This is a genomic window from Paracoccus kondratievae (assembly GCF_009301415.1).
In the GTDB taxonomy this organism is placed as follows: Bacteria; Pseudomonadota; Alphaproteobacteria; order Rhodobacterales; family Rhodobacteraceae; genus Paracoccus; species Paracoccus kondratievae.
This window is the reverse complement of sequence record NZ_CP045073.1, coordinates 1,059,247-1,081,272: the sequence shown is the minus strand read 5'-3', so window position 1 is coordinate 1,081,272 and position 22,026 is coordinate 1,059,247. Positions and strand designations below refer to the sequence as shown.

Below are 22,026 nucleotides of genomic sequence, written 5' to 3'. Positions count from 1 at the left end.
GACCTGCCCCTCTCCCGCAGCAGGAGCATCGACACATGTATCGTATCACTTTGGAATGTCATGGTGTTCCCGCCGCTGCGGGGCCCGGGGCAGCGGACGACATCACCCAAGAGTTCCGTAGCAACTATCCGCATGAGCACAACGTCGTCTGCACATTCGCGGACGGCGTGCTAAGATTGATCGCCGAGAATGATTACGACCCTGAAGGGCTGAACCTGATCGACGAATTCAGCGATAATATTTGCGCGTATATCGCACCATTCGACGGCAGCATCAAACTGGTCAGCGTCGAAGCTCTTAGCTGAAGCTGCCGGTAAGGGTTAGTCCGCGACCTCGCGGCAGCCCCGGAACTCGACCGCATCATCGGGGCCGATCAGAGTCAGCCTCAGCGTGGCGGGGTCCAGTGCAAAGGGTTTGCCCGAGGCAGCGACGAAATCGGCCTGCGCCGTCAGCCGCCCATCCTTTCCGCCAATTTCAGGGGTCGAGACCCAGACCTCGTCGTCCGTCAGCTCCATCGCGACCTTGTCGCCGCGGGCGCTGTCCTCGGCTGGCAGGGTGGCAGTGACCTGCATGCCGTCGCGGATCTCGACAATGCGGCAGTCGGGCTGCCGGTCCGAGATCTCGGGGCGCATTTCCATGGCCTGTTTGATCAGCGGATCGGGGGTCGCGGCGGGGGCACCTGCCTGCAACTTGACCTGTGCAGGCACGCAAATGTCCTGACAGATGCCGAAATCGACCTCGGCCATCGGCTCGACCGGGGCGCCGGGGCGGGCGGGGGTGATCTCGATCGGCAAGATCAGCTCTTCCCGATAGCCCAGCGTACGCTCTCCCTCGGATTCGATCACCTCGGGACGGGGCCAAAGCAACCGGACCTCGCCCAGATTTTGCGAACCAGCCCAGTCAAAGCGCGGCGGCACGCCAGCATCGCCGGGGCTGCGCCAATAGGTCTTCCAGCCCGGCTCAAGCCGCAGATGCAAAGCGGTGATGCGATTGCCTTCGGGCGTGACCCAGCCGGGCATCATCTCGGCCGAGACAAGCCCGGGCGGCAGGTCTTGTGCCATGGCCGGCGCGACGGTCAGAAAAAGCAGGGCGATCATCCTCATGGTGTCGTTTTAGCCGTCCCCTTGCCCGGGCGTGAAGTCACAATGACGGCAATCTCTTGCGAAAACATGTCGCAAGGCCGATCTTGAGAGGAAACAAACAACAAACACGGAGCAGATCATGGATAAATCCAGCAACCTGACCGGCAAGATGCTGATCGCCATGCCCGGCATGCGCGATCCGCGCTTTGAGCAGTCGGTGATCCTGATCTGCGCCCATTCCGAGGAAGGCGCCATGGGGCTGGTCGTCAACCGCCCGCTGCCCGAGATCGGCTTTTCCGACCTTCTGGAACAGCTTGGCATTCAGGCTGATGAAAACGCGGTGGATATTCCCGTCCGCTTTGGCGGCCCGGTCGAGCCGGGGCGCGGATTCGTGTTGCATCGCGTGCCCCGCGACATCGACCTGGCCGAAAACCGCATGCGCATCACCGACGATCTTGCCATGTCCACCACGCGCGACATCCTCGAAGATTACGCTCACGGGCACGGCCCGCAACCGGCGGTGCTGGCGCTTGGCTATGCCGGATGGGGGCCGGGGCAGCTTGATTCCGAGATCCGCCAGAACGGCTGGCTGACCTCGGACCGGGGGGATGAGATCATCTTTGGCACCGACAATTCCGGCAAATGGCGCGCGGCGATGAAGTCGCTGGGGATTGACCCCCTGATGCTGTCGCCCGACGCCGGCCACGCCTGACGAGCTAGGCCGGATCGGACATTCACCACATCCGGGGCATAGCGGCAACGAGATAAACGAAGCCCCGGAAGGTGAACGGCTCTTCGGTCGTATCGAGAGGCGAAGCGGCGGAAGAGCTTCATCTGGCTGAAGCAACGTCCGATGTGGTTGCGACGCGCACAGGCGCGCTCATTGTGTGGAATGATGATTTTACGCAAGCCGTTTGACGGGATGACCGCTTCGGCTCCGATGCCGGCAATGATTTGCCGCAAGGCGTTGCTGTCACAGGCTTTATCGGCCAGCACGAGATCACCGCTCTGTCCCTGCGGAAGGGACGAGGCCTGCGCAACCTCGCCGACCTGGCCGGCCGTTATGATGAACCGCGACGGTCTGCCCAGAGCATCGGCCAGCATGTGGATCCTGATGGTCAGCCCGCCTCGGGAACGCCCCGGCGCCTGATCCCTGCTCCCCTTTCCAGATGCCGCCTGCTGATGAACACGCACAATCGCGCAGTCGATCATCAGTTGCTGATGCCGTCAGCGTCTCGAAGACCTGCACCCGAATACCGGCATGGCGCCAGCGGCTGAAGCGCTTATGCACCGTCGTCCATTTGCCGTAGCGGTCCGGCAGGTCGCGCCAATGGGTGCCAGAGCGCAAAACCCACGGCCAGCCATTGATGAATATCCGGCTGTCAGCCCCGGTCCGGCCGGGATCGCCAGCTTTGCCAGCAAGCAGCGATGCGATCCTGTCCCACTGTCCGTCGCTCAGCTCATATCGTTTCGCCTTCACTGACAGGCCTCCGTGCTCAACACGGAGGCCTGTGAAGCACTCATCAGCCGATTTATGAACCTTGAATGGCGATCAGGTCTAGCGCGGTGCCGCGGCGCGGCGCAGGCGATCATTGATCGCCGCGCCCAACCCATGCTCGGGCACCGGCGCGACGGCAAGAGGGCGGCCTGCCTCATCCGCGCGGCGCAAAAGATCGAAAAGCCGTGCGGCCGCCTCGGTCAGATCACCGCTTTCGCTTAGCGTCATCTCGCCCGTTACTGACCCGAAGCCGATCAAAAGCTCACCCGGCAAGGCCGTGTCGGCGTTCAGCCGCAGGCTGGCGCGCGGGGCATAATGGCTGGTCAGTTGCCCCGGCGCATTCGGCGCATCGGGATTGGCGACGGGGTGCAACAGGGGCTGACCCAGCACGGCCTCGATCTCTTCGGCGGCGACGCCTCCGGGGCGCAGCAGGGCCGCGCGGCCTTCGGTCCAGCCAACGATGGTCGATTCGACTCCCACCGGGCAGGCCCCGGCATCCAGCACCGCCGCGATACGCCCGCCAAGCCCGGTGTCAGGATCAGCGACATGTGCCGCCGTGGTCGGGCTGACCCGGCCCGAGGGATTGGCAGAGGGCGCGGCCAAGGGTCCGTCAAACGTACGCAACAGCTCTTGCGCCGCTGGATGGGCGGGCACGCGAATCGCCACGGTGCTGAGCCCTGCCGTGACAAGCGAGGCGATGCCCGAATCTTCGCGCAGCGGCAGCACCAGCGTCAGCGCGCCCGGCCAGAACCTGTGCGCCAACGCCAGTGCCTCGGGTCCAAGGACCGCGATACGTCCGGCCGCAGCAATATCCGGCAGATGGACGATCAGCGGATTAAAGGACGGACGGCCCTTGACCTCATAAATACGCGCAACGGCAAGGGGGTTGCGCGCATCGCCGGCAAGGCCATAGACCGTCTCGGTCGGGATGGCGACCAGTTCGCCCCGCGCCAGCAGTTCGGCCGCGGCGCGCAGCCCCCGAAGGTCATGACCTAGTATCTCGGTATGCATTCGTTACGTCGGGTTGTGGTTGATGGGCGTGGGCCCACAAATATGATCGAGACCCAAAGGATCAGTTACGCGCCGCAACAGGGTTTGCCAAGGCGCCAGAGGGAGACAGCGCGGATGGCCTATCAAGCCCCGGTCGAACAGATCGAGTTCATCCTGAACAGGATCGTGTCCTTTCCGGACCTGTCCGCCACCACACGCTTTGCCGAAGCAACAGCCGAGACCGCGACCGCGATCCTGACCGAGGCGGGCAAGCTTGCGACCGAGGTAATCGCACCGGTGAACCGCGCGGGCGACCTGACCCCTGCCCGGCTTGAAAACGGCAAGCTGCGCTCTTCGCCCGGCTATGCCGAGGCATTTCGCGCGCTGGCCGAGGGCGGCTGGATCGGCCTTGCCGCCAACCCCGAATATGGCGGCATGGGCCTGCCGCAATCGCTGAACATGGCGGTAAACGAGATGGTCGCTTCGGGCTGTCTTGCGCTGCAACTGAACCCGCTGCTGACGCAGGGCCAGATCGAGGCGCTGGAACATCACGGCAGTGATGAGCTTAAGGCGCTTTACCTGCCGCGGCTGATCTCGGGCGAATGGTCGGGAACGATGAACCTGACCGAGCCTCAGGCCGGTTCGGATGTTGGCGCCCTGACCACCCGCGCCGAACGCGCCGGGGACGGCACCTATCGTATCACCGGGCAAAAAATCTTTATCACCTGGGGCGACAGCGATGTGACCGAGAATGTCTGCCACCTGGTCCTTGCCCGACTGCCCGACGGCGGGCCGGGTACACGCGGCATCAGCCTGTTCATGGTACCGAAACTCATCCCCGACGAAAACGGCAATCCGGGCGTTGCAAACGATCTGCGCACCGTCAGCCTTGAACACAAGCTGGGTATCCACGGCAGCCCGACCTGCGTGATGAGCTTTGAGGGCGCGAAAGGCTGGCTCGTGGGCGAAGAACACAAGGGCATGGCCGCCATGTTCACGATGATGAACGCCGCCCGGCTGGGCGTCGGCGTGCAGGGCGTCGCACAGGCCGAGGCCGCCTTGCAGCAGGCCACAGCCTATGCCGCCGAGCGGATGCAGATGGGTCCGATCATCCGCCATCCCGATGTGCGCCGGATGCTTGCCACCTCGCGCGCCGAGGTCTTTGCCGCCCGCGCGATCTGTCTTGGCTGCGCGGTGGCGCTGGATATGGCGCGCGCCACTGGGCAAGAGGAATGGGCCGCGCGCGCGGCCTTTCTGACCCCGATCGCCAAAGCCCATGGCACCGATGTCGGCATTCGCATTGCCGATACCGCGGTACAGGTTCATGGCGGCATGGGCTTTATCGAGGAAACCGGCGCGGCCCAATATCTGCGCGACGTCCGCATCACCGCGATCTACGAAGGCACGAACGGCATTCAGGCCATGGATCTGGTCGGCCGCAAACTGTCGGACGGCGGAGCGGCGGCAATGGCGCTGCTGGACGAGATCCTTGATGGGGCAAAGGCCGCGCAGCCAGCCGAACCGGATCTGGCCAATCAGGTCTGGCAGGCCGCCGAAACCCTGCGCGAAGCGACGCAAGAGCTGCTGGGTCTCGATATGGCCGACCGTTTCGCCGGCGCGGTGCCTTATCTTTCGGCCTTTGCCAGGGTGCTTGGCGCGCATTACCACCTGCGCGCGGCAACCCAGGGCGGCAACAAGCCTCTGGCCCGCATCTATATCACCCGCATCCTGCCGCAGTTTTCTGCCGATCTGGCCGCCGCCCGCGCCGGTGTCTCGGACCTTGAGGCGCTTGACGACGCAGCCCTGTCAGGCCAGATGGCCGGGTGATACGCAGCGAGACACATAATCCCCCACCCGAGGGCGAGGCGCATGAAATCGCCCCGGGTGCGTTCTGGTTACACCTGCCCCTGCCATTCAAGCCCGATACAGTGAATGTCTATGCCTTTCACGATGCGGATGGCTGGACGGTGGTGGATACGGGTCTGGATACCCGGCGGACGCGCGCAATCTGGCAAGGCATCCTGCAAGGGCCGCTTGCCGGGGCACCGGTGCGCCGGCTGATTGCTACCCATCACCACATCGACCATATCGGCCTTGCCGGGTGGTTTCTTTCACAGGGGGCCGAGCTGTGGACCTCGCGCACGGCATGGCTGACCGCGCGCATGGGCATTCTTGACGTGCAAGAGCGCCCCACCCCGCAGGCCATCGCCTTTTGGCGCCGCGCAGGTATGCCGCCCGAACTGATCGAGGAACGCAGCCACGAACGTCCCTTTAACAGCGCCGATGTCTGCGCGCCCCTGCCCCCCGGCTATCGCCGCCTGCACGAGGGACAGGAGATCGCCTTTGGCGGGCGGCGCTGGGTGGTACGCATGGGGCACGGCCACGCGCCCGAACATGTCACGCTATGGTCGCTCAACGACGATCTGGTGATCGGCGGAGATCAGATGCTGGCGACCATCTCGCCCAATCTCGGCGTCTATCCGACCGAGCCCGAGGCCGATACCGTCGGCGACTGGCTGGAAAGCTGCGACCGGCTAGCGCAGTTCGCCCGGCCTGACCAGCTGATTCTGCCCGGCCACAAGTTGCCTTATCGCGGGCTGCCGACCCGGCTGCGCCAGCTGGCCGAGAATCAGCGCGCCGCGCTTGACCGTCTGGTCGAGGGACTGCAGCACGAGCCGCTGACCGTGGTGGGGTGCTTTCCCCTGCTCTATCGCCGCCCGATCGCCAAGCCCGAATTCGGCCTGGCACTGGCCGAGGCAGTCGGACACATCAATCACCTGCATGCCACAGGCCGGGTGTGGCCGGTGGGCAAGACTGAGGGCGGAGCGGTGCTCTGGGGGGCGTGACACGGCCTCGACCTTGCGCTATCCCTGCGCCAGACGCATCGTATCGTTCACGGACAGGATCATGGCCTCGCATCACGAAATCACCGATCACAAACACGGCGAAATGGACATCCGTCATCAGCAGGCGACCTTTGCCGGCTTCATCAAGGCTTCGACCTGGGTTGGTGCCCTGGCCATTGTCGTGCTGGTGTTCCTGGCGCTGACCAACGCCTGAACCTGACCGGGGAAAATCGAACATGCAAAGGCGTGCCTTCCTTGCGCTGGGGCTGCCAGCCGTGCTTGCGGCCTGCGGAGCCGACAACAAATGGGCCAGCGACGAAGCCGTCCGGCGCGCCCGCTATGTCTCGAATGAGCCTCCTTCGATCACGCTGTTCAGCGTCATCGGCATCCCGCGTGGCGAGGGCGGGCATTCCGCGCTGATGATCAACGGCAGCCAGCGGGTGATCTATGACCCCGCCGGCAGCTGGGAACACCCCGCGATCCCCGAACGCCATGACGTGCTGTACGGGATCACCCCGAACTTCAAGAATTTCTACATCGATTACCACGCCCGCTCGACCTATTGGGTGGCCGAGGACACGGTGCAGGTGCCGCTGGCCATCGCCGATGCCGCGATCCGCTCGGTCGAGCAGCAGGGTGCCGCGAACAAAAGCTTCTGCGCCGTCAACACCGGTCAGGCATTGCGCCGCGTTCCGGGCTTTGAGGGCGCACCGACCGGCTTTTCGGTGACCAAGCTGCGCAACTGGTTCCTGACCCTGCCCGGCGTCACCTCAAAACGCCATATGGACGGCGATCCGGCCAATAACCATGACGTGCTTTTGCGCCAGAAAAGCGGCGTAATCGCCGGTTATGGCAAGGACGGCCAGCTTCACGCCATGAAATAAAGCGCGGTGTAAAGGACGGTCATCCCGGCAAGGATGGCCGCCAGAACGTTGCGCGTCAGCACCCCTACCGCCACGGCTGCAACCGCCGCAATCATCCGTGCGGGATCGGGTTCGCCATGCGTCGCCGCAGGCCAGACGACCAGTGGCGCGACAATAGCCGGCAGCACGCCCACCGCCGTATAACGCAGCATCCGCTGGGCCCAGATCGGCATCGGCCGGCTGCCAAAGATACCCAGAAAGGACCAGCGCAGCCCATAGGTCCCCAGCCCCACCGCCACAATGATCAGCCAGATCGTCGAGTCACTGTAGCCGGTCACAGGCGCGCTCCGTTTCTGCGCTCCATAAGCGCCTCGACCACGGCGCCGGTGATCATGGCAAGCGGTGCCGCAACGAACAGCCCCAGCCCTGAGGGCAGGAAGGCAAAGATCAGCGAACCCACAACGGCAACCAGCGCCGCCGCGACATGGGCGGGGGTGCGCAGCATGGGCGAGATCAGCGCCAGAAAGGTGATCGGCATGGCGAAATCCAGCGCCCAGTCCTCGGGGATGGATTTGCCCAGCCAAAAGCCCAGCAGCATCGCCACCACCCATACCGGGCAGGTTGCCAGCACCGAGCCAAGGAAATAGCCGACACGCTGATCAATGCTCAGCCGCGGGTGCTTTTCGTAATGCTGGATCGACAGCGCATAGCTTTGGTCGATCAGCGCATAGGCGATCCACGCCCGGTCACGCGGCCGCGCCGCGCCCAGCCATGGCACAAGCGAAGCCGAATACATCGCCATGCGCAGATTGACCGCGATGGCCGACACGATGATGACCAGCACCGGCGCATGATCGGTCAGCAACTGGACGGCAGTGAACTGCGAGGCCCCGGCCAGTACCAGCACCGTAAAGCCGACGGTCTGTGCCAGATCCAGCCCCGCCTCAGATGCGACGACGCCGAAAAGCATGCCAAAAGGCATAAGCACAAGGATAAAGGGCAGCGCCTGCAAAAACCCGTGGCGCACGCATTGTGCGGGGCTGCGCTGCAGGGCGCGGCTCTGTTCGGGGGACAGATTGGGACTGGCCGCAAGTTCGGCTTGCGCTGACATGATGAAACTGGCTCGAGATAACGTTATGGCTGGCCGCACCTTCGCCAAAACCGCGAGCCGATACAAGGACCGAAAATCAGGACCCGAATGCCCGGACCACTGACCCCACCCCGTATCTTGCGCGGCATCCCCGATGAATTGCAGGGCGCTGTGGCGGCGCTCTACTGGCGTCATTTCGGTGCGCAGATCTCGCCCCTGCCTGCCCGGGCGCGACAGGGCGTTGCGCTGATCCGTACCGCCATGCGGCCCGGACAGGCGCTTGTCGCCCTGTCCCCGGCAGGCCGCCTTGTCGGGGTCGCGGGACTGCGCGATGCGAATGGCGGCTTCCTCAGCCCGGACGCCGGGGGCTTTGTTGCCGCATGGGGTCCGTTTGGCGGACGACTGCGGCATCTGACGACAGCACTGTATCTTGGCGGGGGTGAGACGACGGATCTGGTACTGGACGGGGTCGCGGTGCGGCCAGAGTGGCGGCGGCGCGGCATCGCCCGCGCTTTGGTCAAAGCCGCTGCCGCCCATGCTCGCGAATTTGGGTATCCTGCCCTGAGGGCCGAGGTTCATGCCCGGAACCACGCCGCACTGGCTGCATGGCAGGCGATGGGGTTTCGGCACCTCGGGCGGGAAAGACTGGGCTGGCCATGGTCGGCCCCTGCCCATGTTCTACGGATGGCCGTCTAGGCGTCGCCTTCGGCTTCGGCCTGTGCCTCTTCCGCACTCTCGTCCCGGCCCAGCATACCGGTTACTTGCGCAAGCAGCGTAAAGGCCCGGCCCGAGCGGCTTTCAGCCAGCGCCGCCAACAGCTGCGGATCGCTGTCCTGAACCTTACGGCTTAACAGGCGGTCGAAATGGCGCAGAAAGTGATGGGCCACATCGCGAAAGACTTCGTCGCTGCGCAGCATGGTACCGGCGGTGGCAAGCGCGGTCTCATCACGGATCGTAGCCAGCTCAGCCACCGCCTCTCCGCGTGCGCCCTCGGCAAAGCGGCGCCACAGGGCGGGGTCGGCCTCGGCCAGTTCAAGCTCATCCATATAAACGCCCTGACCGGCCAGCAGCGTGACGACATCCTGTGCGGCGCGGATCAGCCGGGCCATCCCGGGATCAGCAAGCGCCAGGCGCAGGCTGCGAATCGCCTCGCGGTCCTCGGGGCCGTCAGGAAAATTCAGGGCGTAGAAAAGTTCGGTCGCGGTCAATTCGGTCGCGGGGGGCGAATCAAGCTCCAGCGAGGCCTGGCGCGCATCCGCTGCCGGGCGCGGCGCGGGTGGGACGGCGCTGCGGCGTGGGGTCCGGCGCGGCTCGGCATCATGGCGATCGGCGGGGATGCCGAGGTCTGACGGGTCCTGACCCTGCATGCGGGCCAGGATGGTGCGCAGCTCTTCGGCCTCGTGGCGCAGCGCCAGAAGGCTGCGTGCCGACCAGACCGCCAGCCAGATCAACGCCAGCGGCAAAAGCAGACCGACCAGCCAGACCGGCCAGCCCGCGCCGCCTTCAGAATCGGAGCCGATCAGCGCGAAAAGCCCAGCCAAGGCCAGCCATGCAACACTTGCCGCCGCACCGGCGATCAGCACGCGGTTACGGGCCTGTTCGACCGCGACCCGGCGCAGAGCATCAAGCGAATCCATGCGCCCCGCCCCACCGGTCAGACATAACGGACCGAAATGATCTCATAGGATTTCTCACCGCCAGGGGTCACCACCTCGACGCTGTCGCCCTCTTCCTTGCCGATCAGGGCACGGGCCAAGGGCGAGCGGATGTTCAAAAGGCCGCGCTCCAGATCCGCCTCGGCCTCGCCGACGACCTGATAGGTGCGCTCTTCTTCGGTGTCCTCGTCAAGCAGCGTGACGGTCGCACCGAACTTGATGCTGCCGCTCAGCTTTGAGGGGTCGATGACCTCGGCCCGCGACAGGATCACCTCAAGCTCTTTGATGCGGCCTTCGACAAAGCTCTGCTTTTCGCGCGCTGCATGGTATTCGGCGTTTTCCGACAGATCGCCATGCTCCCGGGCCTCGGCGATGGCGCGGATCACCGCAGGACGCTGAACCGAGCGCAATTCGCGCAGTTCCTCATCCAGCTGGTCATAGCCCGCGCGGGTCATCGGTATCTTTTCCATTCCAGTCCTTCCGGTCGCAGCCAGGCGACCCCAGTCAACGCGAAACAAGGTGTTGGAACGCCCCCGGCCTTTGGCCGAGGGCGCCCGCTGAAAAATCCGCCGGCATCGTGTATCGTTCCGATCTTTCTTGCAAGCCCCGCCGCCAGTACTCTGCAAGAGGCCGCCTAAGAAGAGGTCGCAGTTTGATTATGCTGCGTCGCGTTACGATTGCCCGCAAGATTATTACGCGCTAGGTGTGCAACGCAGATTCACGAGCCAGGGATAACTGAGGGGCCGAGCCATGTCTGAAATCGTCCGCGAGTCGATGGAATATGATGTCGTTATCGTTGGCGGTGGGCCTGCCGGCCTTTCTGCAGCGATCCGGCTGAAGCAGATCAACCCCGAACTGTCGGTGGTGCTGCTTGAGAAGGGGTCCGAGATCGGGGCACATATTCTGTCGGGTGCGGTGCTGGACCCCTCGGGGCTGGACCGGCTGATCCCCGACTGGCGCGAAAAAGGTGCTCCGATCTCGACCGAGGTCATCGAGGATAACTTCTATATCCTTGGCGAACAGGGCCAGGTGCGGGTTCCGAACTGGCCGATGCCGCCCCTGATGAACAACCACGGCAAATATATCGTTTCGATGGGCAATGTCTGCCGCTGGCTTGCCGAACAGGCCGAAGCGCTGGAGGTCGAGATCTTCCCCGGCATGGCCTGTTCGCAACTGGTCTATGAGGGCGACCGCGTCGTCGGCGTCGTTGCGGGTGAAATGGGGCTTGAGGCCGACGGCACCCCCGGCCCGTCCTATGAGCCCGGCATGGAACTGCGCGGCAAATATGTGCTGATCGCCGAGGGCGTGCGCGGCAGTCTCGCCAAGGAGCTGATCAATAAATACAGCCTCTCTGCCGGGCATGAGCCGCAGAAATTCGGCATCGGCATGAAAGAGATCTGGGAGATCGAGCCCTCCAAGGCCAGGCCGGGCAAGGTCACCCACACGATGGGCTGGCCGCTGGGCAAAAACGCAGGCGGCGGCAGCTTCATCTATCACCTTGAGGGTAATCAGGTGCTTGTCGGCTTTGTCGTCCACCTGAACTACGCCAACCCGCACCTTTATCCTTATATGGAGTTCCAGCGGTTCAAGCATCATCCGCTGGTCGCTGACCTGCTCGAAGGCGGCAAGCGCGTCGCCTATGGTGCCCGCGCGATTTCCGAGGGCGGCTGGCAGTCGATCCCGAAACTGACTGTCCCGGGGGCGGCTCTGCTTGGCTGTTCGGCCGGTCTGGTGAACGTGCCGCGCATCAAGGGCAACCACAACGCCATGCTGTCGGGCATCGCCGCAGCCGAGGCCGCAGCCGCCGCCATCGCCGCGGGCCGCGCGGGCGACGAGCTTGCCGAATATGAGGCCGACGTCCGTTCGGGTCCCATCGCCCGCGACCTCAAGCCGGTGCGCAACGTCAAGCCGATCTGGTCGAAACTTGGCCTTTGGGCCAGCCTTGCGCTAGGCGGCTTTGACATGTGGGTGGCAAACCTGACCGGCTGGAACCCCCTTGGCACCTGGAAACACGGCAAGACGGATGCCGAGGCAACCGGCAAGGCGGCCGATTTCCAGCCCATCGAATATCCCAGGCCTGACGGGAAGCTGTCCTTTGACCGGCTGACCAACGTGGCGTTTTCCTTTACCAACCACGAGGAAAGCCAGCCCTGTCACCTGAAGCTCAAGGACCCCTCGGTGCCGATTGCGGTGAACCTGCCGCTTTATGCCGAGCCGGCGCAACGCTATTGCCCGGCCGGGGTCTATGAGGTGCTTGATGGGCCAGAAGGGCCGCGCTTCCAGATCAACTTCCAGAACTGCGTCCACTGCAAGACCTGCGACATCAAGGATCCCAGCCAGAACATCAACTGGACAACACCACAAGGCGGCGACGGACCAAACTACCCGAATATGTGATCGCACATAGGTGCGACATGCCTGCCGCAGCGTTGCCCATCGACGCTGCGGCGGCTAGGGTTCAGCGCAAACTGCCTAGACATGGGCCCAAGCCGTGACCACAAGACTGATCCCGCTGGCGCTGATCGCGCTGACCACCGCGCCGCTGCCTCAGGGCGCCGCCATGGCTGCCCCCCTGCTTGCTCAGGCCGAAGCCCCCGCCGCGCCGGACAGTGAGCGGCCGGCCCACCGCCCCGAGCCCCCCGCGCCTGAAATTCGCGGGCTGGCCGGTCCCTATCTGGCGGCGCGCATGGCCGCGATCCAGAACGACTTTTCCACCGCCGCCGACTATTACCTGCAGGCACTGGCCCATGCAGACAGCGACCCCTATCTGCAGGACAGCGCCCTTGTCGCGCTGATCTCGACCGGCGAGATGGAGCGGGCCACTGCGCTTGCCGTCACCATGTCCGATCAGGGCCGCGCCACCGATCTGGCCAAGCTGGTCCAGCGCACCGAAATGGCGCGCACCGGGCGCTGGGACGCACTTGTCTCGGCCATCGGGGATGTGCCCGCGTCCCGTGGAGGCGATACGTCCGACGGCACCGTGCTCGTCGATGGGCTGATGCACGCCTGGGCGCAGCTTGGTTCCGGCCGCGCCGGCGAATCGCTGACCGAGTTCAAGCAGCTGACCAAGCTGCGCGGCGCAGCTTCGATGGTGAACTACCATCTGGCGTTGGCCAAGGCGCAGGTCGGCGACTTTGAAGGGGCCGAGCTGCTGCTGGCTGATCCCGCGACCGGCGCCCATATTCTGGGCATCATCGCGCATGCGCAGGTGCTGTCGCAGCTGGAACGCAACCGCGACGCCATCGCCATGCTTGAGGAAACCCCCGGCTTTGCCGAAGAGCCCTATCTCGTGGCGCTGCGCGACCGGTTGGCCAAGGGCGAGACGCTGCCCTTTGAATCAGTGCGCACCCCGGCTGACGGGATCGCGCAGGTCTTTCTGACCTTCGGCTCGGTTCTGGCCAGCAGCGATGAGCCTGACCCGCTGGCGCTGATCCATGCCCGGCTGGCCGAATATCTTGCCCCCGATCTGGGCGAGGCACGGTTGCTTGCCGCCCAGCTTTTGCAAGGATTCGGCCAGTTTGACCTTGCCGAACGCGAATTCGAAGAGCTGCGCGAACAGGGCGAAATGCGCCCAATCGCCGAACTGTCGCGCATCGACGCGCTGGCCCGCGCCGACCGGCTGGCCGATGCTGAAAAAGCAACTCTGGCGCTGACCGCCACCCATCCCGAGCTGGCTCAGGGCTGGATCGCGCTTGGTGACATCCTGCGCCAGCAGGACAAGTTCAGTCAGGCCATCCCGGCCTATGACAAGGCGCTCAGCCTTCTGGGCGAGGACAACCCCGAGGCACGCTGGTTCCCGCTTTATGCGCGTGGCATCGCGCTGGAACGCTCGGGCCAGTTCACCAAAGCCGAGGCCGATTTCCGCGCCGCACTGAAAATTCGTCCTGATTCGGCGCAGGTGCTGAACTATCTGGGCTACAGCCTCGTCGATCGTAACGAAAAACTGGAAGAGGCGCTCAAGCTGATCCAGCGCGCGGTCGATCTGCGGCCTACTGACGGCTATATCCTTGATTCGCTGGCCTGGGCCTATTTCCGCCTTGGCCGCTATCAAGAGGCCGTCGCACCGATGGAGCGGGCGGTTGCGGCCATGGCCAGCGATGCGCTGGTCAACGACCATATGGGCGACATTTACTGGATGGCCGGCCGTCACCGCGAGGCCGAGATCCAGTGGCGCCGCGCCCTGTCGCTGAAGCCCGAGACCGAGGACGAGGCCCGCCGCATCCGCGCCAAGCTGGAACGCGGCCTTGACGCCGTGCTCGAAGAGGAAAAGGCCAACGGCGGCAAGCTGCCCGAAGTTCATGCCCCGCCGGAACCGACCCGGGCCGAGTGACCATGCCCCTGACCCGGCGCGAGGCGGCCCCCGCCAAGCTGAACCTGACCCTGCATGTCACCGGACGCCGCCCGGACGGTTATCACCTGCTTGATTCGCTGGTGGTGTTTCTTGAGTTGGGCGATGTGGTCACGGTCGCTCCGGGTCCGCTGTCGCTCAGTCTGACCGGCCCCTTTGCCCAGGGTCTTGCGGCCGAACCGGACAACCTTTGCCTGCGCGCCGCGCGACTGGCTGGACGCGAGGCGCGGATCACGCTGGAAAAGAACCTGCCCGTCGCCTCGGGCATCGGCGGCGGCTCGGCTGATGCGGCGGCCGTGCTGCGCGCGCTCGATGCCCGGCCCGAGCGGCTGGAGATGCTGGGCGCCGACGTTCCCGCCTGTCTTGCCAGCCGTCCGGTGCGGATGCAGGGCCTTGGCGAGATACTGACACCGCTGCCTGCCTTGCCCCCCCTGCATGTGGTGCTGGTCAATCCCGGCGCGGCCATGTCCACCCCCGCCGTATTCAAGGCGCTTGGGCAACGGGACAACCCGCCCATGCCCAAGCATCTGCCCGATTTCACCAATGCTGAGGCGCTGGTCGATTTTCTGCGCGACTGCCGCAATGATCTGGAAGCTCCGGCCATCGCGCTTATGCCCAGGATTGCGAATTGTCTGGCCGCGATCCGGGACACCGACGCACTGCTTGCCCGCATGTCGGGATCGGGCGCGACCTGCTTTGGCCTGTTCGCCAGCGCCGCCGATGCAAAGGCTGCCCGCGACCGCATCTTGGGGACGAATCCTGACTGGTGGGTGGCCGCGTCTGGACTTGCGCCGGCAAAGGTCTAACCTGCCGTAAAATCCACAAGGGGAACATCATGCTGCGCCTTGGCGTCAACATCGACCACGTCGCCACCATCCGCAACGCCCGCGGCACGCCCTGGCCCGATCCGGTCCGGGCCGCGAGGCTGGCCGAGAAGGCCGGCGCCGACGGTATCACCGCCCATCTGCGCGAGGACCGGCGTCATATCTCGGACACAGATATCGACCGGCTGATGGAAACGCTGAGCCTGCCGCTGAACCTTGAGATGGCGGCTACTGCGGAAATGCAGGCCATCGCGCTGCGCCACCGTCCCCATGCCGTCTGCATCGTCCCCGAAAAACGCGAAGAGCGCACTACCGAAGGCGGGCTCGATGTGGCCGGAAACGAGGCCTGCCTTGCCGATTTCATCGCCCCCTTGCGCGATGCCGGCTGCCGCGTTTCGCTGTTCATCGGGCATGAGCCCGCGCAGATCGAGGCCGCCGCCCGCATCGGCGCAGCAGTCGTGGAGCTGCACACGGGTGCCTATTGCGACTATGATACCGAAGGCCGGCTGAGCGAGCGCGATCAAGAGCTTGAGGCTTTGCGTAAGGCTGCGGTGCAAGCCCACGGGCTGGGGCTTGAGGTTCATGCCGGCCACGGCCTGACCTTTGACACTGTCGGCCCGATCGCCGCGATCCCCGAACTGCGCGAACTGAACATCGGCCATTTCCTGATCGCCGAATCGGTCTTTCTGGGTCTTGGTCAGGCGATCCGTGAAATGCGCGAGCGCATGGACGCTGCGCGCGGCTGACACGCCCATGAAGGAGCTATCAGGCGCATGATTCTTGGCATAGGCTCGGATCTTTGCAACATCGACCGCATCGCCGGGGTGCTTGAGCGCCACGGCGACCGCTTTCGCCGCCGCGTGTTTACCGACAGGGAACTGGCGCTTGCCAGCCGCCGCCGACACGAGGCAGCGACGCTTGCAAAACGCTGGGCCGCCAAGGAAGCCTGCTCAAAGGCGCTGGGAACCGGGCTCGCCATGGGGATTTCCTGGCGGGACATGGCGGTCAGAAACCTGCGGACCGGCCAGCCGACGATGGAGCTGACCGGCTGGGCGGCCGAGCGGCTGGCCGCGATGACCCCGCCCGGCCATCACGCACATGTGCATGTGACGCTGACCGATGACCACCCCTGGGCGCAGGCTTTCGTGGTGATCGAGGCGCTTCCTGACAGCGTGAAGCCTGCCACGGGTTGACTTTGCAGCCGCCTGCACCCCATGAACGCGCGACTTGCCGATGAAGGGAATGGCAGACATGGCCAAGAGCGAAGCCCGCAAGGATGGGGGCATCTGGGAAACCATCAAGACCATCTTCTGGGCGCTGGTGATTGCGGGGGTGTTCCGCACCCTGTTCTTCCAGCCCTTCTGGATTCCCTCGGGCAGCATGAAAGACACGCTGCTGATCGGTGATTTCCTCTTTGTGAACAAGATGGCCTATGGCTATTCGCGGGTGTCCTGCCCGTTTTCGATGTGCCCGATCTCGGGGCGTATCCTCGGTTCAGAGCCCGAGCGCGGCGATGTGGTGGTCTTTCGCCATCCGACGCGCGGCGACGACTTTATCAAGCGGGTGATCGGCCTGCCCGGCGACCGCATCCAGATCAGGAACGGCGTTCTGTGGATCAACGGCCAAGAGGTGCCCCAGCAGCCCGCCGGCACTTTTACCGAACCCTATGAGCCTCAGGGCCCGCAGCAGACCCTGCCCAAGTGCCGCAACGAGCCGGTGCCCGAAGGCGGCGCCTGCGAAAAGGACCGCTATACCGAGACGTTGCCAAACGGCGTCGCCCATGACGTGCTGAACATCTTTGATAACGGCCCGGGCGATAATACGGCCGAATTCACCGTGCCCGAGGGCAACTACTTCTTCCTTGGCGATAACCGCGACAACTCGGGCGACTCGCGCTGGCCGGCAGCTGTGGGCGGCGTCGGCATGGTGCCTGCGGAATATCTGATCGGGCGGGCCGACCGGATCGTATTCTCGTCGGCGGGCAAATCGCTGTTGTATTTCTGGACCTGGCGGGCCGACCGTTTCTTCAAGGCGGTGGACTAGGGAAAGATTGCTGCGGCGCCCCACGCCGTGGCAAGATCGGAGCATGAAGATATCGGCAGACCTGCGCGCATTCTCGGAACGGCTGGGGCATGAATTTTCGCGCCCCGATCTTTTGCGGCACGCGCTGACCCACGGCTCGATCGCCAGCGCCGCGCGGCCCGACAACCAGCGGCTGGAGTTTCTGGGCGACCGCGTTCTGGGCCTGACCATCGCCGAGGCACTGTTTGATGCCGACCGCAGCGCGACCGAGGGTCAGCTTGCGCCGCGCTACAACGCGCTCGTCAAAGGTGAAACCTGCGCCGCCGTCGCCCGCCAGATCGGGCTGGGTGAGGTGCTGAAACTCGGCCGGTCCGAAATGATGTCGGGCGGCCGCCGCAAAGAGGCGCTGCTGGCCGATGCGATGGAGGCGGTGATCGCCGCCGTCTATCTGGACGCAGGCTTTGAGGCAGCGCGCAACGTGGTCCTGCGGCTTTGGGCCGACCGCCTTGCCAATGTCGAGACGGATGCCCGCGACGCCAAGACCGCACTGCAGGAATGGGCGCAGGCCCATGGGATGAGCCCGCCGCGCTATATCCAGACATCGCGCAGCGGCCCCGACCATGCGCCAGAGTTTGAAATCACTGTCCGGCTGGACGATGGCCGCGAGGCGGCGGCCCGTGGCAAGGGCACCAAACGCAGCATCGAACAGGCAGCCGCCGGTGCGATGCTGGAACAGATTGAAAGAACGACATGAGCGAAACGCGCGCGGGCTTCGTCGCCCTGATCGGCGAACCGAATGCCGGCAAATCAACTTTGCTGAACCAGATGGTCGGGGCCAAGGTCTCGATCGTTACCCACAAGGTCCAGACCACCCGCGCCCGCATTCGCGGGATCGCCATGCGCGGCGACAGCCAGATCGTCTTTGTCGATACGCCCGGCATCTTTCGTCCGCGGCGGCGGCTTGACCGCTCGATGGTTGCGGCCGCCTGGGGCGGCGCGGCCGATGCCGATGTGGTCTTGCTGCTTATCGAGGCGCATCGCGGCCTGACCCCCGGCGTTGAGGCGATCATTGAGCAGCTGCGCGAACACGCGGGCAAGACCCCGGTCGCACTGGTCATCAACAAGATTGACCGGGTAAAGGCCGAGGCCCTGCTGGCTTTGGCGCAAGAGGTGAACGGCGCTTTCGACTTTGTCAGCACCTTCATGATCTCGGCGGAAAAGGGTCATGGCTGCGACGATCTGCTGGACTGGCTGGCGGGCGAGGTACCGCAGGGCCCGTGGCTTTACCCCGAGGATCAGGTAGCCGACCTGCCCATGCGCATGATCGCGGCCGAGATTACCCGGGAAAAGCTGACCCTGCGCCTGCATGAGGAAATTCCCTATCAACTGACCGTCGAAACCGAGCGTTGGGAAGAGAAAAAGGACGGCTCGGCGCGGGTCGATCAGGTGATCTATGTCGCCCGTCCCGGCCACAAGGGCATCGTTCTGGGCAAGGGCGGCGAAACGATCAAGGCCATCGGCCAATCGGCACGGGCCGAGCTTGCCGAATTCATGGGCCGCACGGTCCATCTGTTCCTGCAGGTCAAAGTTCGTGAGAACTGGCTGGACGAGGCCGAGCGTTATAACGAAATGGGCCTGGATTTCCGGGACGGCGATGCCTGAGGCCCGGCTGGCCACCGGGATCTGGGTGGCAGCCTATCTGCGTCGGCTGGAACTGGCGACCATCCCCGCCTATATCACCCGACGTGGCGACGACACCGCCGGCGCGGTGATGGTGAAATGCGCCACTCTGGACGGGCGCGCCAGCCTATGGACCCGCGAATGGAACTATGAGACGGACGAGCGGCTGTGGACGCAGCTGAACGAGGCCACCGAGCCTGAAATCGACGCCGAAATCTCCCGCAACGCCGCCCGCGACCCCGACCTGTGGGTGATCGAGATCGAAAGCCGCGATGGCCACACCTTGCTGGATGAAACCGGGCTGACATGACCCCCGCCCCGGGCGGTATCACGGCCCTGAAAAGCCCCGCTTTTACCCCTTACGGCCCCGAAACAGCGGCAGCGCAGGCCAAGAGGGCGCGAAAGACGCGGAAAATCCCCAAATCTTGTGGCATTGCCGTGACAATCCGCGCGGCGCATACTATAAGATGTGGGTCCAAGGCAGGATAAGAAGACAATGACCGAACCCGCCCCCCAGACATCCGATTACGGCGCAGATTCCATCAAGGTTCTCAAGGGCCTGGAGGCGGTGCGCAAGCGCCCCGGCATGTATATCGGTGACACCGACGACGGCTCTGGCCTGCATCACATGGTCTATGAGGTCGTCGATAACGGCATTGACGAGGCATTGGCCGGTCATGCCGACTTTGTGCGGGTGAAAATTCACGCCGACGGCAGCATCTCGGTGCGGGACAATGGCCGCGGCATCCCGGTCGATATGCACCCGACCGAAGGCGTCTCGGCAGCCGAGGTCATCATGACCCAACTGCATGCCGGCGGGAAATTCGACCAGAACAGCTATAAGGTCTCGGGCGGTCTGCATGGGGTCGGCGTCTCGGTCGTCAACGCACTGTCGGACTGGCTTGAGCTGCGCATCTGGCGCAACGGCAAGGAACATTTCGCCCGGTTCGAAAACGGCGATACCGTCGAGCATCTGCGTGTCGTGGGCGACGCCGCCGAAGGCGAAAAGGGGACCGAGGTCCGCTTTCTGGCCTCATCGAAAGAGGACCGGCCGGACGGGACTTTCTCGAACCGCGATTACAGCTTCAAGGTGCTTGAGAACCGGCTGCGCGAGCTTGCTTTCCTGAACTCAGGCGTGCGCATCATCATCGAGGATGACCGCCCCGCCGAACCCCTGCGGACCGAGCTGTTCTACGAAGGCGGCGTGCGCGAATTCGTCAAGTTTATCGACCGCTCGAAAACGCCGATCATGCCCGAGCCGATCTTTATTCAGGGTGAGCGCGCTGGCATCGGCATCGAAGTGGCGATGTGGTGGAACGACAGCTACCACGAAACGGTGCTGCCTTTTACCAACAACATCCCGCAGCGGGATGGCGGCACCCACCTGGCAGGTTTTCGCGGTGCGCTGACCCGGGTGATCAACAATTATGCCCAGTCGAACGCCATGGTCCGCAAGGAAAAGGTCGACTTCACCGGTGACGACGCCCGCGAAGGGCTGACCTGCGTACTGTCGGTCAAGGTGCCGGACCCGAAATTCTCCAGCCAGACCAAGGATAAGCTGGTCTCGTCCGAGGTGCGCCCCGCCGTTGAGGGACTGCTCGGCGAGAAACTGGCCGAGTGGTTTGAGGAAAATCCCGCCGAAGCCAAACAGATCCTCGGCAAGATCGTCGAGGCGGCGCTTGCGCGCGAGGCAGCGCGCCGTGCCCGTGAACTGACCCGGCGCAAAACCGCGATGGACGTCGCCAGCCTGCCCGGCAAGCTGGCCGACTGTCAGGAAAAGGACCCGGCGCTGTCCGAACTGTTCATCGTCGAGGGTGACTCGGCCGGTGGCTCGGCCAAGCAGGGCCGCTCACGCCAGAACCAGGCGGTGCTGCCCCTGCGCGGGAAAATCCTTAACGTCGAGCGGGCGCGTTTCGACCGCATGCTGTCCAGCGACCAGATCGGCACGCTGATCACCGCGCTTGGCACCGGCATCGGACGCGACGAATTCAACCTTGAAAAGCTGCGTTACCACAAGATCGTCATCATGACCGATGCCGACGTCGACGGCGCACATATCCGCACGCTGTTGCTGACCTTCTTTTTCCGGCAGATGCCCGAACTGATCGAGGCGGGGCATCTCTATATCGCGCAGCCGCCGCTTTACAAGGTCAGCCGCGGCCGCTCTGAGGTCTATCTCAAGGACGAGGCCGCGCTTGAGGATTACCTGATCGAGCAGGGGATCGAGGGCGCAAGCCTGCGGCTTGGCAATGGCGAACAGATCACCGGGGCCGACCTGGCCCGCATAGTCGAAGAGGCGCGCACCGCCCGTCGCATCCTGCGCGCCTATCCGACGCATTACCCCGCGCATATCATCGAGCAGGCCGCGATTGCTGGTGCCCTGGTACAGGGCCGGGTCGATGCGGATGCACAGGGCGTCGCCACCGCGGTGGCCGCACGTCTTGATATGATCGCCGAGGAATATGAACGTGGCTGGTCGGGCCGCCCGACTCAGGACGCTGGTATCCGCCTGACCCGCCTGTTGCGCGGGGTCGAGGAAAGCCGGACCCTTGATGGCCCGATGCTGCGCAGCGCCGAAAGCAGGCGTCTGGCCACGATGACCGACACGCTGCACGAGATCTATGGCACGACAGCGCATCTGATCCGCAAGGACCGGGATATTCCCATCCATGGCCCGCTGAGCCTGTTGCAGGCGGTCTTCCTTGAAGGGGAAAAAGGCCTGTCGCTGCAGCGCTACAAGGGTTTGGGCGAAATGAACCCCGAACAGCTGTGGGAAACCACATTGGACCCGGCAGCGCGGACCATGTTGCAGGTGCGAATCGAGGATCTGGGCGAGGCCGACGATATCTTCACCAAACTCATGGGTGATATGGTCGAGCCGCGGCGTGATTTCATCCAGCAAAATGCCCTGAGCGTGGAAAATCTGGATATATGATCCGCGTCATCGTCTTGCCCTGTCAGGCGAATCGCTGTTTTTTTACTCAATCTCCGGTTAAGTGTTGCTATCATGCCGCGCATTGGCTGGTATAGGATCGTCGTAACAACCAGCCGCTTGCGGCCATCCGGCTGGAGGCGTAGCTAAAACTCAATTCAGGATGTTTAGGGCGCGATACTCCCTGGCATCGTTT

23 protein-coding genes and 1 pseudogene are annotated in these 22,026 nt (G+C 64.3%); 17 read left to right on the top strand and 7 right to left on the bottom strand.

Annotated elements, in window-relative coordinates:
• The first annotated feature begins 35 nt into the window (after nt 1–35).
• Nucleotides 36–305 (top strand): hypothetical protein, encoded by a 270-nt coding sequence (locus F8A10_RS16645; RefSeq protein ID WP_152367933.1) that lies wholly within the window; start codon nt 36–38, stop codon nt 303–305.
• 15 nt (nt 306–320) lie between these two features.
• Here the strand turns inward: F8A10_RS16645 and F8A10_RS16640 are convergent, their stop codons facing one another.
• The gene (locus F8A10_RS16640) at nt 321–1,103 is read right to left on the bottom strand and encodes a protein-disulfide reductase DsbD domain-containing protein (RefSeq protein WP_152367932.1); all 783 of its coding nucleotides are present in this window, start codon (nt 1,101–1,103) and stop codon (nt 321–323) included.
• Between the two features lie 118 nt (nt 1,104–1,221).
• Between F8A10_RS16640 and F8A10_RS16635 the strand changes: the two genes are divergently transcribed.
• The gene (locus F8A10_RS16635; RefSeq protein WP_010400511.1) at nt 1,222–1,794 is read left to right on the top strand and encodes a YqgE/AlgH family protein; all 573 of its coding nucleotides are present in this window, start codon (nt 1,222–1,224) and stop codon (nt 1,792–1,794) included.
• A 22-nt stretch (nt 1,795–1,816) separates the two neighbouring features.
• Here F8A10_RS16635 and F8A10_RS16630 read toward each other — a convergent pair.
• Nucleotides 1,817–2,562: pseudogene (locus F8A10_RS16630) on the bottom strand (IS5 family transposase).
• A 78-nt stretch (nt 2,563–2,640) separates the two neighbouring features.
• On the bottom strand, nt 2,641–3,591 hold the full coding sequence (locus tag F8A10_RS16625) for an L-threonylcarbamoyladenylate synthase (protein ID WP_152367931.1): 951 nt from the start codon (nt 3,589–3,591) through the stop codon (nt 2,641–2,643).
• Nucleotides 3,592–3,705: 114 nt separating this feature from the next.
• On the opposite strand from F8A10_RS16625, the gene F8A10_RS16620 reads away from it, so the two are divergent.
• The 4 genes from F8A10_RS16620 (at nt 3,706) to F8A10_RS16605 (ending at nt 7,300) form a co-directional block, all read left to right on the top strand.
• Complete coding sequence (locus tag F8A10_RS16620) at nt 3,706–5,397, top strand: acyl-CoA dehydrogenase (RefSeq protein ID WP_152367930.1); 1,692 nt, start codon at nt 3,706–3,708, stop codon at nt 5,395–5,397.
• Complete coding sequence (locus tag F8A10_RS16615; RefSeq protein WP_152367929.1) at nt 5,394–6,416, top strand: MBL fold metallo-hydrolase; 1,023 nt, start codon at nt 5,394–5,396, stop codon at nt 6,414–6,416. The genes F8A10_RS16620 and F8A10_RS16615 overlap by 4 nt, the downstream gene beginning before the upstream one ends.
• Nucleotides 6,417–6,477: 61 nt before the next feature.
• Nucleotides 6,478–6,630 carry an aa3-type cytochrome c oxidase subunit IV gene (locus tag F8A10_RS16610; protein ID WP_010398435.1) on the top strand — a complete coding sequence of 51 codons (153 nt, stop codon included), beginning with the start codon at nt 6,478–6,480 and terminating at the stop codon, nt 6,628–6,630.
• 22 nt (nt 6,631–6,652) lie between these two features.
• Nucleotides 6,653–7,300: a hypothetical protein gene (locus F8A10_RS16605; protein WP_010398437.1), complete on the top strand. Its 648-nt coding sequence runs from the start codon at nt 6,653–6,655 to the stop codon at nt 7,298–7,300.
• Here F8A10_RS16605 and F8A10_RS16600 read toward each other — a convergent pair.
• Nucleotides 7,285–7,617, bottom strand: coding sequence for an AzlD domain-containing protein (locus F8A10_RS16600; protein ID WP_010398440.1), 333 nt, complete (start codon nt 7,615–7,617; stop codon nt 7,285–7,287). The two genes, F8A10_RS16605 and F8A10_RS16600, sit on opposite strands and share 16 nt — an antisense overlap.
• Entirely contained in the window at nt 7,614–8,390 is a 777-nt protein-coding gene (locus F8A10_RS16595) for an AzlC family ABC transporter permease (protein WP_139824607.1), read from the bottom strand. Before F8A10_RS16595 ends, F8A10_RS16600 begins: the two co-directional genes overlap by 4 nt.
• A gap of 87 nt (nt 8,391–8,477) precedes the next feature.
• Between F8A10_RS16595 and F8A10_RS16590 the strand changes: the two genes are divergently transcribed.
• The gene (locus tag F8A10_RS16590) at nt 8,478–9,065 is read left to right on the top strand and encodes a GNAT family N-acetyltransferase (RefSeq protein ID WP_085502646.1); all 588 of its coding nucleotides are present in this window, start codon (nt 8,478–8,480) and stop codon (nt 9,063–9,065) included.
• Here F8A10_RS16590 and F8A10_RS16585 read toward each other — a convergent pair.
• Nucleotides 9,062–10,006 (bottom strand): hypothetical protein, encoded by a 945-nt coding sequence (locus F8A10_RS16585; RefSeq protein WP_085502645.1) that lies wholly within the window; start codon nt 10,004–10,006, stop codon nt 9,062–9,064. The genes F8A10_RS16590 and F8A10_RS16585 overlap by 4 nt on opposite strands.
• A 17-nt stretch (nt 10,007–10,023) precedes the next feature.
• A complete protein-coding gene (greA, locus tag F8A10_RS16580) occupies nt 10,024–10,494 on the bottom strand; it encodes a transcription elongation factor GreA (protein WP_010398449.1) in 471 nt (156 codons plus the stop codon).
• A 280-nt stretch (nt 10,495–10,774) separates the two neighbouring features.
• Here greA and F8A10_RS16575 point away from each other — a divergent pair, with 280 nt between their 5' ends.
• The 10 genes from F8A10_RS16575 to gyrB all read left to right on the top strand — a co-directional run bounded on the left by F8A10_RS16575 (nt 10,775) and on the right by gyrB (nt 21,833).
• On the top strand, nt 10,775–12,421 hold the full coding sequence (locus F8A10_RS16575) for an electron transfer flavoprotein-ubiquinone oxidoreductase (protein ID WP_085502644.1): 1,647 nt from the start codon (nt 10,775–10,777) through the stop codon (nt 12,419–12,421).
• A gap of 94 nt (nt 12,422–12,515) precedes the next feature.
• Complete coding sequence (locus F8A10_RS16570; protein WP_085502643.1) at nt 12,516–14,354, top strand: tetratricopeptide repeat protein; 1,839 nt, start codon at nt 12,516–12,518, stop codon at nt 14,352–14,354.
• A 2-nt stretch (nt 14,355–14,356) separates the two neighbouring features.
• Nucleotides 14,357–15,178, top strand: a complete 822-nt coding sequence (locus F8A10_RS16565) for a 4-(cytidine 5'-diphospho)-2-C-methyl-D-erythritol kinase (protein WP_085502642.1) — start codon at nt 14,357–14,359, stop codon at nt 15,176–15,178.
• Nucleotides 15,179–15,207: 29 nt separating this feature from the next.
• Nucleotides 15,208–15,942 (top strand): pyridoxine 5'-phosphate synthase, encoded by a 735-nt coding sequence (locus F8A10_RS16560; RefSeq protein ID WP_040602219.1) that lies wholly within the window; start codon nt 15,208–15,210, stop codon nt 15,940–15,942.
• A gap of 27 nt (nt 15,943–15,969) precedes the next feature.
• Complete coding sequence (acpS, locus tag F8A10_RS16555; protein ID WP_010398461.1) at nt 15,970–16,389, top strand: holo-ACP synthase; 420 nt, start codon at nt 15,970–15,972, stop codon at nt 16,387–16,389.
• A gap of 58 nt (nt 16,390–16,447) precedes the next feature.
• Nucleotides 16,448–17,239 (top strand): signal peptidase I, encoded by a 792-nt coding sequence (lepB, locus tag F8A10_RS16550; protein WP_369750423.1) that lies wholly within the window; start codon nt 16,448–16,450, stop codon nt 17,237–17,239.
• 43 nt (nt 17,240–17,282) lie between these two features.
• A complete protein-coding gene (gene rnc, locus F8A10_RS16545; RefSeq protein ID WP_152367928.1) occupies nt 17,283–17,972 on the top strand; it encodes a ribonuclease III in 690 nt (229 codons plus the stop codon).
• A complete protein-coding gene (gene era / locus F8A10_RS16540) occupies nt 17,969–18,880 on the top strand; it encodes a GTPase Era (protein ID WP_010398468.1) in 912 nt (303 codons plus the stop codon). The genes rnc and era overlap by 4 nt, the downstream gene beginning before the upstream one ends.
• Entirely contained in the window at nt 18,873–19,208 is a 336-nt protein-coding gene (locus tag F8A10_RS16535; RefSeq protein ID WP_010398470.1) for a DUF1491 family protein, read from the top strand. The genes era and F8A10_RS16535 overlap by 8 nt, the downstream gene beginning before the upstream one ends.
• Before the next feature lie 186 nt (nt 19,209–19,394).
• Nucleotides 19,395–21,833, top strand: a complete 2,439-nt coding sequence (gene gyrB, locus F8A10_RS16530) for a DNA topoisomerase (ATP-hydrolyzing) subunit B (RefSeq protein WP_010398473.1) — start codon at nt 19,395–19,397, stop codon at nt 21,831–21,833.
• Nucleotides 21,834–22,026 lie beyond the last annotated feature (193 nt).

Bases quoted from the DNA above. Each gene is read 5' to 3' on its own strand.
- F8A10_RS16645 (WP_152367933.1), top strand. From the start codon at position 36: ATGTATCGTATCACTTTGGAATGTCATGGTGTTCCCGCCGCTGCGGGG.
- F8A10_RS16640 (WP_152367932.1), bottom strand. From the start codon at position 1,103: ATGAGGATGATCGCCCTGCTTTTTCTGACCGTCGCGCCGGCCATGGCA.
- F8A10_RS16635 (WP_010400511.1), top strand. From the start codon at position 1,222: ATGGATAAATCCAGCAACCTGACCGGCAAGATGCTGATCGCCATGCCC.
- F8A10_RS16625 (WP_152367931.1), bottom strand. From the start codon at position 3,591: ATGCATACCGAGATACTAGGTCATGACCTTCGGGGGCTGCGCGCCGCG.
- F8A10_RS16620 (WP_152367930.1), top strand. From the start codon at position 3,706: ATGGCCTATCAAGCCCCGGTCGAACAGATCGAGTTCATCCTGAACAGG.
- F8A10_RS16610 (WP_010398435.1), top strand. From the start codon at position 6,478: ATGGCCTCGCATCACGAAATCACCGATCACAAACACGGCGAAATGGAC.
- F8A10_RS16605 (WP_010398437.1), top strand. From the start codon at position 6,653: ATGCAAAGGCGTGCCTTCCTTGCGCTGGGGCTGCCAGCCGTGCTTGCG.
- F8A10_RS16595 (WP_139824607.1), bottom strand. From the start codon at position 8,390: ATGTCAGCGCAAGCCGAACTTGCGGCCAGTCCCAATCTGTCCCCCGAA.
- F8A10_RS16590 (WP_085502646.1), top strand. From the start codon at position 8,478: ATGCCCGGACCACTGACCCCACCCCGTATCTTGCGCGGCATCCCCGAT.
- F8A10_RS16585 (WP_085502645.1), bottom strand. From the start codon at position 10,006: ATGGATTCGCTTGATGCTCTGCGCCGGGTCGCGGTCGAACAGGCCCGT.
- greA (WP_010398449.1), bottom strand. From the start codon at position 10,494: ATGGAAAAGATACCGATGACCCGCGCGGGCTATGACCAGCTGGATGAG.
- F8A10_RS16575 (WP_085502644.1), top strand. From the start codon at position 10,775: ATGTCTGAAATCGTCCGCGAGTCGATGGAATATGATGTCGTTATCGTT.
- F8A10_RS16565 (WP_085502642.1), top strand. From the start codon at position 14,357: ATGCCCCTGACCCGGCGCGAGGCGGCCCCCGCCAAGCTGAACCTGACC.
- F8A10_RS16560 (WP_040602219.1), top strand. From the start codon at position 15,208: ATGCTGCGCCTTGGCGTCAACATCGACCACGTCGCCACCATCCGCAAC.
- acpS (WP_010398461.1), top strand. From the start codon at position 15,970: ATGATTCTTGGCATAGGCTCGGATCTTTGCAACATCGACCGCATCGCC.
- lepB (WP_369750423.1), top strand. From the start codon at position 16,448: ATGGCCAAGAGCGAAGCCCGCAAGGATGGGGGCATCTGGGAAACCATC.
- rnc (WP_152367928.1), top strand. From the start codon at position 17,283: ATGAAGATATCGGCAGACCTGCGCGCATTCTCGGAACGGCTGGGGCAT.
- era (WP_010398468.1), top strand. From the start codon at position 17,969: ATGAGCGAAACGCGCGCGGGCTTCGTCGCCCTGATCGGCGAACCGAAT.
- F8A10_RS16535 (WP_010398470.1), top strand. From the start codon at position 18,873: ATGCCTGAGGCCCGGCTGGCCACCGGGATCTGGGTGGCAGCCTATCTG.
- gyrB (WP_010398473.1), top strand. From the start codon at position 19,395: ATGACCGAACCCGCCCCCCAGACATCCGATTACGGCGCAGATTCCATC.